The organism is Mycobacterium sp. Root135, assembly GCF_001426545.1.
Lineage (GTDB): Bacteria > Actinomycetota > Actinomycetes > Mycobacteriales > Mycobacteriaceae > Mycobacterium.
In genome coordinates this window covers 349663-365937 of the sequence record NZ_LMEZ01000009.1, presented here as the reverse complement: position 1 = coordinate 365937, position 16275 = coordinate 349663, and the positions used below count along the sequence as shown (strand labels likewise).

The window sequence follows — 16275 nt, the reverse complement described above, 5'->3', positions numbered from 1 at the left end:
GTTGCGGCAGTGTGCCGGATACGGCCATTCCGCCCTCACCAAGGACGCTGGGGTGTCAGGGGCGTTCGCGGAAACCCTGCTGGCGGATGGCGTCCCGGTCGATCAACGAGTGAACTTCGCTGACCCGCCCGCCGCCGAACCGGTAGAACACATGCTCGGCGAACGACACCCGTCGTCCCGTCGGCTCGAAGCCCAGGAACTCGTGCTGCGGAGTGCACTGAAAGAAGAGCCGACAGGACACGACGTGGTCGTCGGCGAGCAGGATCTCCGGGACGAACTCAAGGTCGGGGATCGCGTGCGTGTCAGACTCCAGCATCGCGCGATACCCGCTCAGCCCCAGAGCGCGCCCGTTGTGCACGACGTCGTCGGCGACGTACTCACCAAGATCCGACCATCGCCGATCATTGAGGCACGCAAGGTAATTGCGATAGATCTCGAGCAAGCTGTCGTCGCCCATGAGTTACGTACCATCCCTTCATGATTCGCCCGGTGGCCGTTCTTCGGCTGCCGGAGGACGTTGCTTGGAAGCAGTGCCCCCACCCCGAACGTCGCGCGGAGTGGGTCCACTCGCATCCCGTAAGCGCTGCGCCTTCGCCTCGGCCCGATTGATGAGGAAGTAGCGGCCGTTGACGGCAATGTCGACCAAGCACATCGCCACCAGACCGACCGCTGCACCGATGGCAGCTCCCAACAAGGACGTATGAAGCGAGGGATTGGTCCCTCCAGTACAGCCATAGAGTCCGCAGCGGAAGGGGCCAACACCCGCGGCAACGACGGCAGCCGTGAGACCCGCAGCCAGCCCGTACCAGACCACCCGACCCGCCATCAATCCTCCAAATGAGGACGATATCCGTCAACCCCAGCCGATCTATGCGTTCACGCAGATCCCAGCACGCGGCTCACCCCGCCGTGACCTCGTCTGCGGAAACATCACCTGGATTGGTGTTCGCCCCGCACAGAACGACACACGTCGTCTTGCCCTCCACGAAGCGGGCGACTTCCGGATTGCACAATCCCGCCAGCGCTGTCGCCGCACCGTGCTCGACGATGAGTCGGTTGTTCTCCCAAAGGTTTTGGCGTGCACGGATAATATCAGCGTCGGACACGCAGATGCTGTGTACTGTCTCGTGCTGGGCCGCGTGCAGGGCCAGTGACGTGGCCCGGCGAGCCCCGAGTGAATCCGCCGCGACGGAGTCGACGGGAACGTCCACGAGCTGCCCCTTCTCGACGGCGGCGTTCAGCGCACGGGCTCCCTCCGGCTCGACGGCAACCGTTGCGATGCCGTAGTGCTGGGCCACCGTCGCGACCCCGGCGAACAGGCCACCACCCCCGACGGCCACCACGACGACGTCGACGTCGGGAAGCTGGTCGTGAATTTCTTCCATCAGCGTCCCGGCGCCCGCTGCGATGAGCGGGTGGTCGTAGGCGTGCGAGACCAGTGCACCGGTGCGGGCCGCGAAGTCGTTGCTCGCCGCCAGGGCGTCCCCGTAGTCGGCGCCCTCCAAGCGGACGTCGGCGCCATACGCCCGCAGTCGGTCGACCTTCACCCGAGGCGCACTCGCGGGGACGAAGACCGTCGCCGTTAGTCCGTGCTGCGCCGCGGCCCACGCACACTCGAGTCCCGCGTTGCCTCCCGAGGCAATCGTGATTCCCGCCTCCGGGAGGTCTCCTGATTCGAGGTGGGCTCGGATGAAGTTCTGCGCGCCACGGGCTTTGAACGTCCCGGTGTACTGCAGGAACTCGAGCGCCAGGTGCGTCGAGCCGTCGCGCGCAATCGCCACGCTCCGAACCGAACCGGCGATCCGACGAGACGCCGCTCGCACGTCGCCGATGGTCAGCGCATCCACGCCAGTCACCTCAATCTTCCTGCTAATCGTTCAACCCGTGCTTTACCAATAGACGTCACGGCGATGTGCGATGTGGATGACGCCCGAAAAACGTCACGATTCTTCGAGAACGGCAACGCCGAGCTCCGCGCATACCGCTTTCAGCCGCTTGTCCCTCGTCCATAGACGAGCGCCGTCCACCAACGCAACCGATCCGAGGATGTTGGCGTCGATTGCACTCAATCCCCTGCCCCACAAACGACGTTGGTCAACGAGATGGAGAAGCTCGAGGTGCGTCACTGTGGGGAAATGGTAGAGACCGGAGAGCAGTCCAAGGACGACACCGCGCTGCTTCATCGAACCGAGTGCCAGCTCTTCGATGACCAGGCGATGGCATCCGATCTCGTCCTCGGTCAGCAAGCCGATGAGCCGTGCCTCGGCGGCGTGCAAATGGTCGACCCAGACCGAGGTGTCTACGAGGATCAACCGGCGGACGCTCTCCGTCGCGGCGCGGCAGACGCTTCCGGATCCGTGCCGCCGAGAGCAGCCAGGCGACGCCCGCTCTCCACGCGGATCAAGGTCTGCAATCCCTGACGGAGGAGTGCCCCGTTCTCGGTCAACCCGGTGAGCTCGGCCGCCTTCGCCAGCAGGGCATCGTCTATGGTCACCGTCGTACGCATTCCACCTCCACGCGCATCATTTGATGCACATAATGATGACACGGATACACGCAACGTGACGGCGGCCAGCCCCAATAGGCGAGACTGCGGCCACGGTCGCGATTTCCGTCGATTCGCAGCCCTCAGCGCAATCTCGACGACGGGGCCGAGCTAAACGTTGAACCGGAACTCCACCACGTCGCCGTCGACCATCACGTAGTCCTTGCCTTCGATCCGCACCTTGCCCGCCGACTTCGCCGCGGCCATCGACCCCGCGGCGACCAGGTCCTCGAAGGACACGATCTCGGCCTTGATGAAGCCCTTCTCGAAGTCGGTGTGGATGACGCCGGCCGCCTTGGGCGCGGTGTCGCCCCGGTGGATCGTCCACGCCCGCGACTCCTTGGGCCCGGCGGTCAGGTACGTCTGCAGCTTGAGGGTGTGAAAACCGGCGCGCGCCAACGCATCCAAGCCCTTCTCGGTCTGACCGATGGACTCCAGCAACTCCGCGGCCGACTCGTCGTCGAGCTCCTGCAGTTCGGCTTCGATCTTCGCGTCGAGGAACACCGCGTCGGCGGGTGCCACCAACGCGCGCAGCTCGGCCTTCCTCGCGTCGTCGGTCAGCACCGACTCGTCGGCGTTGAACACGTACAGGAACGGCTTGGTGGTCATCAGGTTCAGCTCGCGCAGCGGCGCGGTGTCGACGCCGGAGGCGAACAGAGTGGTGCCACCGTCGAGCGTCGCCTGCGCGGCCACCGCAGCCTCGTGCACCGGCTTGCGGTCCTTGTTGTTGCGCGCTTCCTTCTCCAGCCGCGGCACCGCCTTCTCCAACGTCTGGAGGTCGGCCAGGATCAACTCGGTCTCGATGACCTCGATGTCGGACTTGGGGTCGACCCTGCCGTCGACGTGGATGACGTCGTCGTCGGCGAACACCCGGACCACCTGACAGATGGCGTCGCACTCGCGGATGTTGGCCAGGAACTTGTTCCCGAGGCCGGCGCCTTCGGAGGCCCCCTTGACGATGCCGGCGATGTCCACGAACGTGACCGGCGCCGGCACGGTCTTCTCCGAGCCGAAGATTTCGGCGAGTTTGTCGAGCCGCGGATCCGGCAGCGCGACGACGCCTTCGTTCGGTTCGATCGTGGCGAACGGGTAGTTCGCGGCAAGCACGTCATTGCGTGTCAGCGCGTTGAACAGCGTCGACTTTCCGACGTTGGGTAGTCCGACGATTCCAAGGTTGAGGCCCACGGGTTGAAGAGTCTAGGCGTCGACCGACCTCGGTCCGTGGGCGCGCCAGTGCGCGCTGTTCCTGCACTCCTCGCGATTGCCGGTACGGTCGACGTGTGTCAGGACTGCGCGGACGGTCGGCGGTAGCCGCCGACCATCGATCGGCGTTGCCCCATATCCCCGGAATCCCCTGGTGGGGAGCCGCGATCGTGGCAGCCACCCTCACTGCGATCGGAATTGCGTTCGACGCGGGCGCCGGCGACAAGGCCCTCGGTGGCGTCTTCGCCGCGTGTTACGTGCTCGGTTGTCTGGCCGCCGTACTCGCGGTTCGGCAGTCGGGCGTCTTCACCGCCGTCATCCAACCTCCGCTCATCCTCTTCGTCGCCGTGCCCTTCGCCTACTTCGTGTTCCACGGCAGCACGTTCACCGGCATCAAGGACACGCTGATCAACTGCGGGTATCCGCTGATCGAGCGATTCCCACTGATGTTCTTCACCTCCGCGACGGTGCTCGTCATCGGCATGGTCCGGTGGTATCTGGGAGCAGCGGCACGCCGCGTCGTCGCCACGGACCCCGAGCCGACCACCGAGACTCCCGACGTGGCGGCGGCCGCCAGCGCGTTGGCCGGCAAGTCGCGTCGCAGCAGCCGCAGCACCCGGAGCGCGGAAGCCCGCGCCGCCGCAGCGGACTCGGCCGCGCTCGACGTCGACCCTATGGACGACGAGGCACCGCGCCCCTCTCGCCGCACCCCAAGGACGCCCGCCGCCGGTTCCGAGAGGTCGACGGGGGCGGCCGCTGGCCGGGCCTCGAGACGCTCGCGGCACTCCCGGCCGCCCGAGACCGAGATCATCGAACCCGTGCAGGACCGGCCGCGCAGGCGAAGCTCCGCGCCCGTCGACCCGCCCGCCGAGCCACGCCGTCGTCCCCGCGCGACCGAGCCACGCACCCGCGAGCCCCGTGAACCACGCGACCGGCGCCCACTGCCCCCGCTGGACCGCAGGAGCGGCGCCATGGACCGCGACCGGCCGGAGCGCCCGCAGCGGCGGGAACGCCCCGATGCCTACGAACGCCCAGAGCGGGGTGAACGACCCGAACGGACTGAACGTCGTCGGCCGCGCCCCACGGACTACGAACCGTATGAGCCCTTCGAGCCTCCGGTGACCCGCACCAACGGCAGCAGCGGCACGCATCACCCGATCTCCCGGGTGCGCTATCGCGGGTCTGAGGACGACGAGTCACGGACCGAGCACCGCACGAAGCCGCGTCGGCCTCGGCATTCGGCGCCCGACTCCTGGGAGTAAGCGGCTAGCTAGGCGTTGCGCTTGGCGCGGATCGCCTTCGGCAGTGAGAACACCAGCGTCTCGTTGGCGGTCGTCACCGGCTGCACCGTGCCGTAGCCGTGGTCGGCCAACCGGTCGAGAACGCCGCGCACCAGCACCTCGGGCACCGAGGCACCGGAGGTCACGCCGACCGTCGTCACCCCGTCCAGCCAGGCCGGGTCGATGTCCTCGGCGTAGTCCACCAGGTACGACGCGTCCGCGCCAGCTCCGAGCGCCACCTCGACCAGACGCACCGAGTTCGACGAGTTACGCGAACCCACGACGATCACCAGATCGCACTCCGGCGCCATCACCTTGACCGCGACCTGGCGGTTCTGGGTGGCGTAGCAGATGTCGTCGCTGGGCGGGTCCTGCAGCGTGGGGAACTTCTCCCGCAGGCGTCGGACGGTCTCCATCGTCTCGTCGACGCTCAGCGTGGTCTGCGACAACCAGATGACCTTGTTGACGTCGCGCACGGTGACGTGTTCGACCGAGTCCGGGCTGTCGACCACCTGGACGTGGTCGGGGGCCTCACCCGCGGTACCGACGACCTCCTCGTGGCCTTCGTGGCCGACGAGCAGGATGTCGTAGTCGTCACGGGCGAAGCGCTTGGCCTCGTTGTGCACCTTGGTGACCAGCGGGCAGGTGGCGTCGATGGTGGTCAGGTTCCGCTCGGCGGCCTCGACGTGCACCGTCGGGGCGACGCCGTGGGCGGAGAACACCACGATGGCGCCCTCGGGGACCTCGTCGGTCCGCTCGACGAAGACCGCACCGGCCTTGGCCAGGGTCTCCACCACGTAGCGGTTGTGGACGATCTCGTGGCGAACGTAAACCGGTGCGCCGTGCTTCTCCAAGGCGCGCTCCACGGTTTCGACCGCGCGGTCGACGCCTGCGCAGTATCCGCGCGGCTCGGCGAGCAGGACGCGCTTACCCTCGACCGGCGCGGCGACGGAAAGGGTCGCGCCCGGCATACCCATGTTGATCGTCTCCGGCATGGGTCCAGGGTACTTACCGTCGGGCTACCAGCACCACCTGCGGACTCGCCCGTACTCTTGCACTCATGGCTACTGCACCATATGGAGTCCGTCTGCTGGTCGGCGCCGCGGTGACCGCGCTCGAGGAAACTCGCAGGCTGCCGCAGACCGTCATCACCTACCCGATGACCATCGTCAGCCAGTTCGCCCAGTTGGTGATGAAGATGCAGCAGGACGTCGCCGACCTGGTGAACCGGGGCGACGAAACCTTGGAGCAGCTCTTTCCGCCGAAGGACGAGCAGCCCGAGTGGGCCACCTTCGACGAGGACGACGCCGATTCCGACGAGCCCGAGGACGACGCTCCCCGCAACGGCGAGCGCCTGACCGAGGGCAGGTTCGCGCTGTACAGCACCGGCGAGCCGGAATCGCGCGACGACGCCGAACCCGAAACGAACGTCGACGCCCCCGTGCCCGGCGTGGTCGCCGACCTGGACTACGAGTCGTTGACGCTGGCTCAGCTGCGCGCCCGGCTGCCCTCGCTGAAGGTTCCCGACCTCGAGGCACTGCTGGCCTTCGAGGAGGCGACCAAGGCGCGCGCACCGTTCCAGACGCTGATCGCCAACAGGATCACCCGCGCGTCCGCCAAGTAATCCTGTGATTACCCCCGTCGCTTCGCTCGCCCTGGTGACCATCCCCGTCGCTTCGCTCGCCTCGACGTGACAGAACCCGCCCAGGGCAAGTCCGCCGACAATCCGTGGCCGGTCAGGTCCGTCGCAATGATGGTCAAGGACTGGATCGACAAGCTCGGCACGGTGTGGGTCGAGGGCCAGATCGCCCAGCTCAACGTCCGTCCGAACTCCTCGACCGCCTACATCACGCTGCGTGATCCGGCCGCCGACATGTCACTGCAGATCACCTGCCCCCGAGACCTGGTGTTCAACGCGCCGGTGAAACTCGCCGAGGGCACCCAGGTGATCATGCACGGCAGACCCAACTTCTTCGTCGGCCGCGGGTCGTTCTCCTTGCGCGTCAACCAGATTCGCGCCGTCGGCATCGGCGAGCTGTTGGCCCGCATCGACAGGCTCCGCCAGCTGCTCGCGGCCGAAGGCCTGTTCGACCCGCGACTCAAGCGCCCAATTCCGTTCCTGCCCAACACCGTCGGGTTGATCACCGGACGCGCGTCCGCCGCGGAGAAGGACGTCATGTCCGTGGCCGAGGCGCGCTGGCCCGCCGTGCGCTTCGCGCTGCGCAACACCATCGTTCAGGGGCCCAGCGCGGTGCCTCAGATCGTCGAGGCCTTGCGGGAACTCGACGCCAACCCCGACGTCGACGTCATCGTGCTCGCCCGTGGCGGCGGCAGCGTCGAGGACCTGCTGCCCTTCTCCGACGAAACCTTGTGCCGCGAGATCGCCAAGTGCAACACGCCGGTGGTGACCGCGATCGGCCACGAGCCCGACAACCCGCTGTGCGACCTGGTCGCCGACGTCCGCGCCGCCACCCCCACCGACGCCGCCAAGCGGGTGGTCCCCGACGCCGCGGCCGAGCAGGCTCGCGTCGCCGACCTCCGTGAGCGCAGCGCCAGGGCCCTGCGCAGCTGGGTGCACCGCGAACAGCGCACGCTGGATCAGCTGCGCAGCCGTCCGGTGTTGGCCCAGCCCCTGGCCGCACTGACCGCACGCGTCGAGGAAGTCCACCGGGCCAGGGCGACGGCCCGTCGCGACGTCGTGCGTCTGATCGAGACCGAATCACGAAGCGTCGGCCACCTGTCGGCGCGGCTGGCCACCCTGGGGCCGGCGGCCACCCTGGCACGCGGCTACGCGGTGGTGCAGGTCGCGTCCGACTCCATGGCGGTTCTACGGTCGACGACGGACGCGCCGGCGGGAACCCGACTTCGAATCCGCGTCGCCGACGGCGCGATAACAACGGTGAGCGAGGGACCAGATGAAGCCCATTAGTCAACTGGGATACGAGCAGTCCCGCGACGAACTCATCGAGGTGGTGCGTCAACTCGAAGAGGGCGGACTCGACCTCGACGCGTCGCTCAAGCTGTGGGAAAGAGGCGAGGAGCTGGCCAAACGTTGCGAGGAGCACCTGGCCGGCGCCCGGGAGAAGGTGGAGCGGGCCCTGGCCGCCAGGGACGACGCCGACGCCTGACCGCGCGACCCCCTAACGCTCCGGGGGGTCGAAACTGGAACACGTTTCAGTTACTCTCACCCCATGGGTGACACGACTCTGACCACTAATCTCGGCCGAGTGCTGGTCACCGGCGGCTCCGGCTTCGTCGGCACCAACCTCGTCACCGAGCTGCTCGACCGCGGCCACGCCGTCCGCTCGTTCGACCGCGCGCCGTCGCCACTGCCCGCACGGGACCGGCTCGAGACCGTCGTCGGGGACATCACCAACGAAGACGACGTGGCCCGCGCCGTCGACGGCGTCGACACCGTCATCCACACCGCCGCCATCATCGACCTGATGGGCGGCGGTTCCGCGCCGGCGCGTGAGCGCAGTTTCGCCGTCAACGTCGGCGGCACGAAGAACCTGGTTCACGCCGCCCAGGCCGCAGGGGTGAAGCGCTTCGTCTACACCGCCTCCAACAGCGTCGTCATGGGCGGTCAACCCATCACCGACGGTGACGAGAACCTGCCGTACACAACGCGTTTCGCCGATCTGTACACCGAGACGAAGGTGGTCGCCGAGAAGTTCGTGCTCACCGAGAACGGCGCGGCCGGCATGCTCACCTGCAGCATCCGCCCCAGCGGCATCTGGGGCCGCGGCGACCAGACGATGTTCCGCAAGCTCTTCGAGAGCATCCTGGCCGGTCACGTCAAGGTGCTCGTCGGCGGCAAGAACGTCAAGCTCGACAATTCCTACGTGCACAACCTGATTCACGGTTTCATCCTCGCCGGCGAGCACCTGGTTCCCGGCGGCTCGGCACCAGGACAGGCGTACTTCGTCAACGACGGCGAACCCGTCAACATGTTCGAGTTCTCCCGACCCGTGATCGAGGCGTGCGGTCACAGCTGGCCCCGGTTGCGGGTGTCCGGCAGGTTGGTCCACAAGGTGATGTCGGTATGGCAGTGGCTGCACTTCCGCTTCGGGCTCCCCCGGCCGTTGCTGGAACCCCTTGCGGTGGAACGCGTCTACCTCGACAACTACTTCTCCACCGCGAAGGCCGAGCGTGACTTGGGCTATCGCCCGCTGTACACCACCGAGGCCGCCATGGCCGACTGCCTGCCGTACTACGTCGACCTCTACGCGCAGCTCAAGGGTGCGGGCTTACCCGTGCCCGCTCCCGCGTGACGCTTTTGGCCCAAACCTCGACGGGTGCCACCCCCGCAGGCCTAGCGTGAGACCCCTACGGATCGATGCGAGCGGGGGAACTCATCATGCCCGGCGGAAAGCCCAACATCCTGGTCATCTGGGGTGACGACATCGGCATCTCGAACCTGAGCTGCTACAGCGACGGCATGATGGGCTACCGCACGCCCAACATCGACCGCATCGCCCACGAAGGCATGCGCTTCACCGATTCCTACGGCGAGCAAAGCTGCACAGCCGGCCGGGCGGCGTTCATCAGTGGGCAAAGCGTGTACCGCACCGGAATGAGCAAGGTCGGCGTCCCCGGAGTCGACATCGGTTGGGCCGCTGAGGATCCGACCATCGCCGAACTCCTCAAGCCGCTCGGCTACGCCACCGGCCAGTTCGGCAAGAACCACTTCGGCGACCGGAACAAGTACCTGCCGACCGTGCACGGCTTCGACGAGTTCTACGGCAACCTCTACCACCTCAACGCCGAGGAGGAGCCCGAGCAGTACGACTATCCGCACAAGGACCAGTTCCCCCGACTCTACGAACTCGCCCTCCCGCGTGGGGTGCTGAAGTGCACGGCCCTCGACGAGGACTCAGCCGAACCCGACGACGAAAAGTTCGGACCGGTCGGCAAGCAGACCATCGAAGACACCGGGCCCCTGACCGCCAAGCGGATGGAGACCATCGACGACGACATCGCCGACCTCACGGTCGACTACATCCGGCGTCAGCACGAGGCCGACACCCCGTTCTTCGTCTGGTGCAACTTCACCCACATGCACCTCTACACCCACCTCAAGCCGGGCAGCAAGGGCCAGGCCGGCATGTGGCAGTCCGAGTACCACGACGCGATGATCGACCACGACCGCAACGTGGGCACGGTGCTCGACGCGCTCGACGAGCTCGGCATCGCCGACGACACGATCGTCATCTACTCCACCGACAACGGCCCCCACCGCAACAGCTGGCCCGACGCAGGCACCACGCCGTTCCGCAGCGAGAAGAACACCAACTGGGAGGGCGCCTACCGGGTGCCGGAGTTGATCCGCTGGCCGGGAAAGATCAAGGCGGGCAGCATCTCCAACGACATCATCCAGCACCACGACTGGCTGCCGACCCTGCTGGCGGCGGCTGGCGATCCCGACATAAGCGAGAAACTGAAGAAGGGCCACAAAGCCGGGCGTGACGGTGACACCGAATACAAGGTGCACATCGACGGCTTCAACCTGCTGCCGTATCTGATGGGCGAAGTCGAGAACAGCCCGCGCCGCGGCTTCTTCTACTTCAACGACGACGCGCAGATGGTCGGGATGCGCTTCGAAAACTGGAAGATCGTATTCGCCGAACAACGCGCCCAGGGCACGCTGCGGACGTGGGCCGAGCCGTTCACCGAACTGCGGGTGCCCAAGCTGTTCAACCTGCGGACCGACCCGTTCGAGTACGCCGACATCACCTCGAACACCTACTACGAGTGGTTCCTTCGCCGCGACTTCTTCGTCTTCTACGCCACGGCGATGGCGTCGATGTTCCTCGACACGTTCAAGGAGTTCCCGCCGCGGCACGAGCCGGCCAGCTTCAGCATCGACCAGATCGTCAAGAAGCTCAACGACTTTCTCGCGGCCGACTAGCCTCGACGATGCCGGGTGCCTCCCGACAATTCGAGAAGGGCACTGCGCATGCCAGAAGACAAACCCAACATCCTGGTGATCTGGGGCGACGACATCGGCATCTCGAATCTGAGCTGCTACAGCCGCGGCATGATGGGCTACTCCACGCCCAACATCGACCGGATCGCCGACGAGGGCATGCTCTTCACCGACTCCTACGGCGAGCAGAGCTGCACGGCGGGGCGGTCGTCGTTCATCACCGGCCAGAGCGTGTACCGCACCGGGATGAGCAAGGTCGGCATGCCCGGCGTCGACATCGGACTCCAGAAGGAGGACCCGACCATCGCCGAGCTGCTGAAGCCAATGGGTTACGCATGCGGCCAATTCGGCAAGAACCACCTCGGTGATCTGAACAAGTACCTGCCGACCGCGCACGGGTTCGACGAGTTCTTCGGCAACCTGTACCACCTCAACGCCGAGGAGGAGCCGGAGAACGCCGACTATCCCACCGCCGAGGAAGCGCCGATCATGCGTGCGCGATTGCTGCCCCGCGGCGTCATCCACTCCTGGGCCACCGACGAGGAATCCGACGAAGTCGACGAGCGCTACGGACCCGTCGGCAAGCAGCGCATCGAGGACACCGGACCGCTGACGAAGCTGCGCATGGAGACCGTCGACGACGAGACGACCGGAGCCTGCGTCGACTTCATCAAACGACAGCACGAAGCGGAGACGCCGTTCTTCGTGTGGATGAACATGACGCACATGCACTTTCGGACGCACACCAAGCCGGAAAGCCGTGGGCAGGCCGGCCGCTGGCAGTCGGAGTACCACGACACGATGATCGATCACGACCGCAACGTGGGCACCCTGCTCGACCTCTTGGACGAGCTCGGCCTCGCCGACGACACCATCGTCATCTACTCGACCGACAACGGCCCCCACGCAAATAGCTGGCCCGACGGCGCCACGACGCCGTTCCGCAGCGAGAAGGCCACCAACTGGGAGGGCGCCTTCCGCATTCCCGAGCTGATTCGGTGGCCGGGGAAGATCAAGCCGCGATCGGTCTCCAACGAAATCGTCCAGCATCACGATTGGCTGCCGACGTTCCTCGCCGCGGCGGGTGACACCGACATCGTCGACAAGCTCAAGGTCGGGCACACCGTCGACGACATGACGTACAAGGTCCACATCGACGGCTACAACCTGGTGCCATACCTCACCGGCGAGGTCGACAAGAGCCCGCGGCGCGGACTGATCTACTTCTCCGACGACTGCGACGTCCTCGGCATCCGCGCGGAGAACTGGAAGATCGTGTTCCAGGAGCAGCGGTGCGAAGGCACGCTTCAGATTTGGTTCGAACCGTTCACCAAGTTGCGGGCACCGAAGCTGTTCAACCTCCGCACCGACCCCTACGAGCGCGCGGACAAGACGTCGAATACCTACTGGGACTGGGTGATCGACCGGATCTATCTGGTGCTCTACGGCTCCGCCATCGCGACGCAATTCCTGCAGACGTTCAAGGAGTTCCCGCCACGTCAGGAGCCGGCGTCGTTCACCATCACCCACGCGGTCGAGGAACTCGAGAAGTTCCTCGCCACCCGAGGCGGCTGATGCTGGAGTCCTGGAAAGAGGGGCCCACGAAGGCGGCGATCGTCCACTTCGTGGAGCGCACGGTCACCGACATGCCGCCCGAGGAGCGGGTTGCCGTCTTCGACAACGACGGCACGCTGTGGTGCGAGAAGCCGATGTACGTACAGCTGGACTTCCTGTTGCGCCGCTTCAAGGAGCAGGCCGAGGCCGACGCCTCGCTGCGCGACACGCAGCCGTACCGGGCGGCCTACACCGGCGACCTGGGGTGGCTCGGCGACGCCGTCACCAAGCACTATCAGGGTGACGACGCCGACTTCAAACTCCTTCTGGCAGCGGTCCTCTCGGCACATCACGCGATCACCGTCGAGGAACACTCCAGCCGGGTCGACGCCTTCTTCGCCGAGGCCACGCACCCAACGCTGGGGCGGCCGTACACGTCCTGCGGGTACGCCCCGATGGTCGAGCTGTTGCGGTACCTGGAGGCCAACGGGTTCACCAACTACATCGTCTCCGGCGGAGGTCGGGACTTCATGCGACCCGTCACCTGGCAGATGTACGGCATCCCCCGCGAGCGGGTCGTCGGCAGCTCGGTGGGCCTGAGGTTCGAGAACGCCAACGTCTACACCACTGCCGAACCCGAATTCCTCGACGACGGCCCGATGAAACCGGTGCGGCTGTGGAGCCGAATCGGCCGTCGACCCATCCTGGCGGCGGGAAACTCCAACGGCGACATGGAGATGCTGGAATTCACCCGCGGCCTGCGGCTGCTCGTCCGCCACGACGACGCCGACCGGGAATTCGACTACGTCACCGGTGCGGAGCGGGCGCTCGCGGAGGCCGAGACGCGCGACTGGACCGTGGTGAGCATGCGCGACGACTGGACGACCGTCTTTGACTGACGATCCCGTCGAGACTGCGCTCACGGCGACGGTTACTCGCACTTTCCCGCCCTCACCGCAGTCTCGACGAAGCGGAGTCGTGAGATGACGGGTGGCGACGGCATGGCGTGGATCCCGCCGCAGACCGCCACGCTTGGCTCCGAGTCGCACTACGCCGAGGAAGCACCCCTCCGCGAGGTGGCAGTCGACGGCTTCTGGATCCACACCCACCAGGTGACCAACGCCGACTACGCCGCCTTCGTCGACGCCACCGGCTACGTCACCGTGGCGGAGCGGCCGCTGGACCCCGCCGACTATCCCGGCGCGCCACCGGAGAACCTGCACCCCGGATCGATGGTCTTCCGCCGCACGCCGGGTCCGGTTGACCTGCGCCACCTGGACCAGTGGTGGACGTGGACGCCGGGCGCCTGCTGGAACCATCCCCGCGGACCGCGTTCGACGACGCGCGGCCGCGAGAACCATCCCGTCGTGCACGTCGCGTTCGAGGACGCCTCGGCGTACGCCGACTGGGCGGGGCTGAGCCTGCCGACCGAGGCGCAGTGGGAGGTCGCGGCGCGCGGCGGACTGGACGGGGCGACCTACACCTGGGGTGACGAGCCGGAAGAACCTGGCCAACGCCTCGCGAACTACTGGCACGGCGAGTTTCCGTATCTTCCAGACACCGGATACGGCACCACCGCGCCGGTCGGGAGCTTCGCCGCGAACGGCTATGGCCTCTTCGACATGGCGGGCAACGCCTGGGAGTGGACCACCGACTGGTGGTCGGACACCGGAGACGTCGAATCATGCTGCGCGGCAGACAGTTACGATCCGGCTCAGCCGCAGTTCGCGATCGGACGAAAGGTCGTCAAGGGCGGCTCGTTCATGTGCGCGGACGGTTACTGCCTGCGGTACCGCCCCGCCGCTCGGCGCCCACAGATGCTCGAGACCGGGATGAGCCACATCGGATTCCGCTGTATTCGCAGACGCCAACGCTGGTGAACCGCGACCGTCTAGGCAATGATGCCTGCAACACGTTCTAGTTGACTAGGGAGCTGCATGACGGACGCCGTACTGGTGACGGGCGCCTTCGGGCTGGTGGGATCCTCGACGGTGAAACGGCTCGCCGCAGACGGCCGGCGGGTGGTGGCCACCGACCTCGACATCCCGGCCAACCGCAAGGCCGCCGACAAGCTTCCGCCGGGCGTCGAGGTCCAGTACGCGGACCTGACCGACCCGGCCGCGGTGGACGCCCTCGTCGCGGGCGTCGCGCCCGCCGCGATCATCCATCTCGCCGCGGTCATCCCGCCGTTCATCTACACGAGGCGAGAACTCGCCGAGAAGGTGAACGTCGGAGCGACGGGCTCGCTGCTGGCCGCCGCCGAGAAGCAGCCCACCAGACCGCGGTTCGTCCTGGCGTCCAGCATCGCGGTCTACGGGGCGCGCAACCCCCACACCCACCCCGACGTGCTGACCGCCGACACCCCGCTCAACCCGGCCGACGTCTACGGCGCGCACAAGGTGGCGGCCGAAGCGCTGGTCCGCGCGTCCACACTGGACTGGGTGATCCTGCGCCTCGGCGGGGTGTTGACCGTCGACCCCGCGGCGTACATGAAGATGGACAACCTCTACTTCGAGGGTGTGCTCCCCGTCGACGGACGCATTCAGACCGTCGACGTGCGCGACGTGGCGCGGGCCTTCGCCGCCGCGACCGCCGCCGACGCCGTCGGTGAGACGTTGCTCGTCGCCGGCGACGACACGCATCGCCTCGTCCAGGGTGACGTCGCACCCGCGATGGCCGCGGCGATGGGCCTCGTCGGGGGCCTGCCAACCGGGTTGAAGGGCGACCCGGCCCGCGACGACGACTGGTTCAACACCGACTGGATGGACACCTCCCGTGCACAGGAAGTGCTGAAGCATCAACAACATTCGTGGCCCGAGATGCTGATCGAGACGGCCAACAAGGCCGGCGTCACCCGTCACCTGCTGCGCGTCGCCGCACCGCTGACCAAGGCCATCTTCACCCGCCGCTCGGCCTATCACGGTCGCACCGAGCCCTACGCCGACCCGTGGGGTGCGATCGCGGCGAAGTGGGCCGACCCGCGACCGGACGGCGGCAAGCCATGAAGAACTCGATCGTCATCGGAGGAGCGTCGGGAATCGGCTGGGCGTCGGCTCAGGCACTCGCCGCCGACGGATATCGGGTCGTCATCGCCGACCTCAACGGCGACGCCGCGGCCGCAAGGGCCGCCGAGCTCGGCGATCCACACCGCGGGGAGTTCGTCGACGTCGCCGACGAAGCCACCGTCGCAACACTTTTCGAAGGCGTCGGCGACTGCGACGCGGTCGTCAGCTGCGCGGGCTTCTCGACCTTCGGCCCCATCGTCGACCTCCCGGTCGAACAGTTCCGCTCGGTCGTCGACGTCTGCCTGACCGGTGCGTTCATCGTCGCCAAGTACGCGGGACGCCACCTCGTCGACGGCGGATCGTTGGTGTCGATCTCCTCGCTCAACGCCCGCCAACCCGCCATCGGCATGAGCGCCTACTGCTCTGCCAAGGCCGGGCTGTCGATGCTGACCCACGTCGCCGCACTCGAACTCGCGCCGCGGGGCATTCGGGTCAACGCCGTCGCGCCGGGGTTCGTGCTCACCCCGCTCACCGAGGGCGCCGCGCTGGTGCCCGGCGTCGTCGAGGAGTACGTCGAGAACACGCCGCTGGGGCGGGCGGGCACGCCGGAGGACGTCGCCGAGGCCGTGCTGTATCTGACCAAGGCGGCGTGGCTCACCGGCGAGGTGCTGGACCTCAACGGCGGCGCGCACCTGAAGCGCTACCCGGACATCCTCGGACACCTGACGAAACTGGCCGCGCCGTAGGCTCATTCCCGTG

Annotated in this window: 17 protein-coding genes; 11 read left to right on the top strand and 6 right to left on the bottom strand. The window is 67.0% G+C overall.

What is annotated here, in order from left to right:
* Positions 1 to 55: 55 nt before the first annotated feature.
* The 5 genes from ASD37_RS27470 to ychF form a co-directional block, all read right to left on the bottom strand.
* Positions 56 to 457: an ester cyclase gene (locus ASD37_RS27470; RefSeq protein ID WP_056559295.1), complete on the bottom strand. Its 402-nt coding sequence runs from the start codon at positions 455 to 457 to the stop codon at positions 56 to 58.
* A gap of 442 nt (positions 458 to 899) precedes the next feature.
* Complete coding sequence (locus tag ASD37_RS27465; protein ID WP_235568572.1) at positions 900 to 1856, bottom strand: serine/threonine dehydratase; 957 nt, start codon at positions 1854 to 1856, stop codon at positions 900 to 902.
* Positions 1857 to 1940: 84 nt separating this feature from the next.
* Positions 1941 to 2312, bottom strand: a complete 372-nt coding sequence (locus tag ASD37_RS27460; protein ID WP_056559288.1) for a type II toxin-antitoxin system VapC family toxin — start codon at positions 2310 to 2312, stop codon at positions 1941 to 1943.
* Complete coding sequence (locus ASD37_RS27455) at positions 2309 to 2506, bottom strand: type II toxin-antitoxin system VapB family antitoxin (RefSeq protein WP_056559286.1); 198 nt, start codon at positions 2504 to 2506, stop codon at positions 2309 to 2311. Before ASD37_RS27455 ends, ASD37_RS27460 begins: the two co-directional genes overlap by 4 nt.
* Before the next feature lie 150 nt (positions 2507 to 2656).
* Positions 2657 to 3730 carry a redox-regulated ATPase YchF gene (gene ychF / locus ASD37_RS27450; RefSeq protein WP_056559284.1) on the bottom strand — a complete coding sequence of 358 codons (1074 nt, stop codon included), beginning with the start codon at positions 3728 to 3730 and terminating at the stop codon, positions 2657 to 2659.
* A 95-nt stretch (positions 3731 to 3825) separates the two neighbouring features.
* On the opposite strand from ychF, the gene ASD37_RS27445 reads away from it, so the two are divergent.
* Positions 3826 to 5010, top strand: coding sequence for a DUF6542 domain-containing protein (locus ASD37_RS27445; RefSeq protein WP_056559281.1), 1185 nt, complete (start codon positions 3826 to 3828; stop codon positions 5008 to 5010).
* 8 nt (positions 5011 to 5018) lie between these two features.
* Here ASD37_RS27445 and ASD37_RS27440 read toward each other — a convergent pair whose 3' ends face one another.
* Positions 5019 to 6023 (bottom strand): 4-hydroxy-3-methylbut-2-enyl diphosphate reductase, encoded by a 1005-nt coding sequence (locus tag ASD37_RS27440; RefSeq protein ID WP_056559278.1) that lies wholly within the window; start codon positions 6021 to 6023, stop codon positions 5019 to 5021.
* 65 nt (positions 6024 to 6088) lie between these two features.
* Between ASD37_RS27440 and ASD37_RS27435 the strand changes: the two genes are divergently transcribed.
* The 10 genes from ASD37_RS27435 to ASD37_RS27390 all read left to right on the top strand — a co-directional run bounded on the left by ASD37_RS27435 (position 6089) and on the right by ASD37_RS27390 (position 16262).
* Positions 6089 to 6652, top strand: coding sequence for a lipid droplet-associated protein (locus ASD37_RS27435; protein ID WP_056559275.1), 564 nt, complete (start codon positions 6089 to 6091; stop codon positions 6650 to 6652).
* 66 nt (positions 6653 to 6718) lie between these two features.
* Positions 6719 to 7957 carry an exodeoxyribonuclease VII large subunit gene (gene xseA / locus ASD37_RS27430; protein ID WP_056559271.1) on the top strand — a complete coding sequence of 413 codons (1239 nt, stop codon included), beginning with the start codon at positions 6719 to 6721 and terminating at the stop codon, positions 7955 to 7957.
* Positions 7944 to 8156, top strand: coding sequence for an exodeoxyribonuclease VII small subunit (locus ASD37_RS27425; RefSeq protein WP_056559267.1), 213 nt, complete (start codon positions 7944 to 7946; stop codon positions 8154 to 8156). The genes xseA and ASD37_RS27425 overlap by 14 nt, the downstream gene beginning before the upstream one ends.
* Positions 8157 to 8219: 63 nt before the next feature.
* On the top strand, positions 8220 to 9302 hold the full coding sequence (locus tag ASD37_RS27420; protein WP_056559264.1) for an NAD-dependent epimerase/dehydratase family protein: 1083 nt from the start codon (positions 8220 to 8222) through the stop codon (positions 9300 to 9302).
* Positions 9303 to 9388: 86 nt separating this feature from the next.
* The gene (locus tag ASD37_RS27415; protein WP_056559261.1) at positions 9389 to 10939 is read left to right on the top strand and encodes an arylsulfatase; all 1551 of its coding nucleotides are present in this window, start codon (positions 9389 to 9391) and stop codon (positions 10937 to 10939) included.
* 48 nt (positions 10940 to 10987) lie between these two features.
* Positions 10988 to 12532, top strand: coding sequence for an arylsulfatase (locus ASD37_RS27410; RefSeq protein ID WP_056559258.1), 1545 nt, complete (start codon positions 10988 to 10990; stop codon positions 12530 to 12532).
* Positions 12532 to 13410, top strand: a complete 879-nt coding sequence (locus ASD37_RS27405) for an HAD family phosphatase (protein ID WP_056559256.1) — start codon at positions 12532 to 12534, stop codon at positions 13408 to 13410. The genes ASD37_RS27410 and ASD37_RS27405 overlap by 1 nt, the downstream gene beginning before the upstream one ends.
* A gap of 84 nt (positions 13411 to 13494) precedes the next feature.
* Complete coding sequence (locus ASD37_RS27400; RefSeq protein ID WP_056559253.1) at positions 13495 to 14391, top strand: formylglycine-generating enzyme family protein; 897 nt, start codon at positions 13495 to 13497, stop codon at positions 14389 to 14391.
* A 57-nt stretch (positions 14392 to 14448) separates the two neighbouring features.
* Complete coding sequence (locus tag ASD37_RS27395) at positions 14449 to 15516, top strand: NAD(P)-dependent oxidoreductase (RefSeq protein ID WP_056559250.1); 1068 nt, start codon at positions 14449 to 14451, stop codon at positions 15514 to 15516.
* Positions 15513 to 16262: an SDR family NAD(P)-dependent oxidoreductase gene (locus tag ASD37_RS27390; RefSeq protein WP_056560005.1), complete on the top strand. Its 750-nt coding sequence runs from the start codon at positions 15513 to 15515 to the stop codon at positions 16260 to 16262. Before ASD37_RS27395 ends, ASD37_RS27390 begins: the two co-directional genes overlap by 4 nt.
* Positions 16263 to 16275 lie beyond the last annotated feature (13 nt).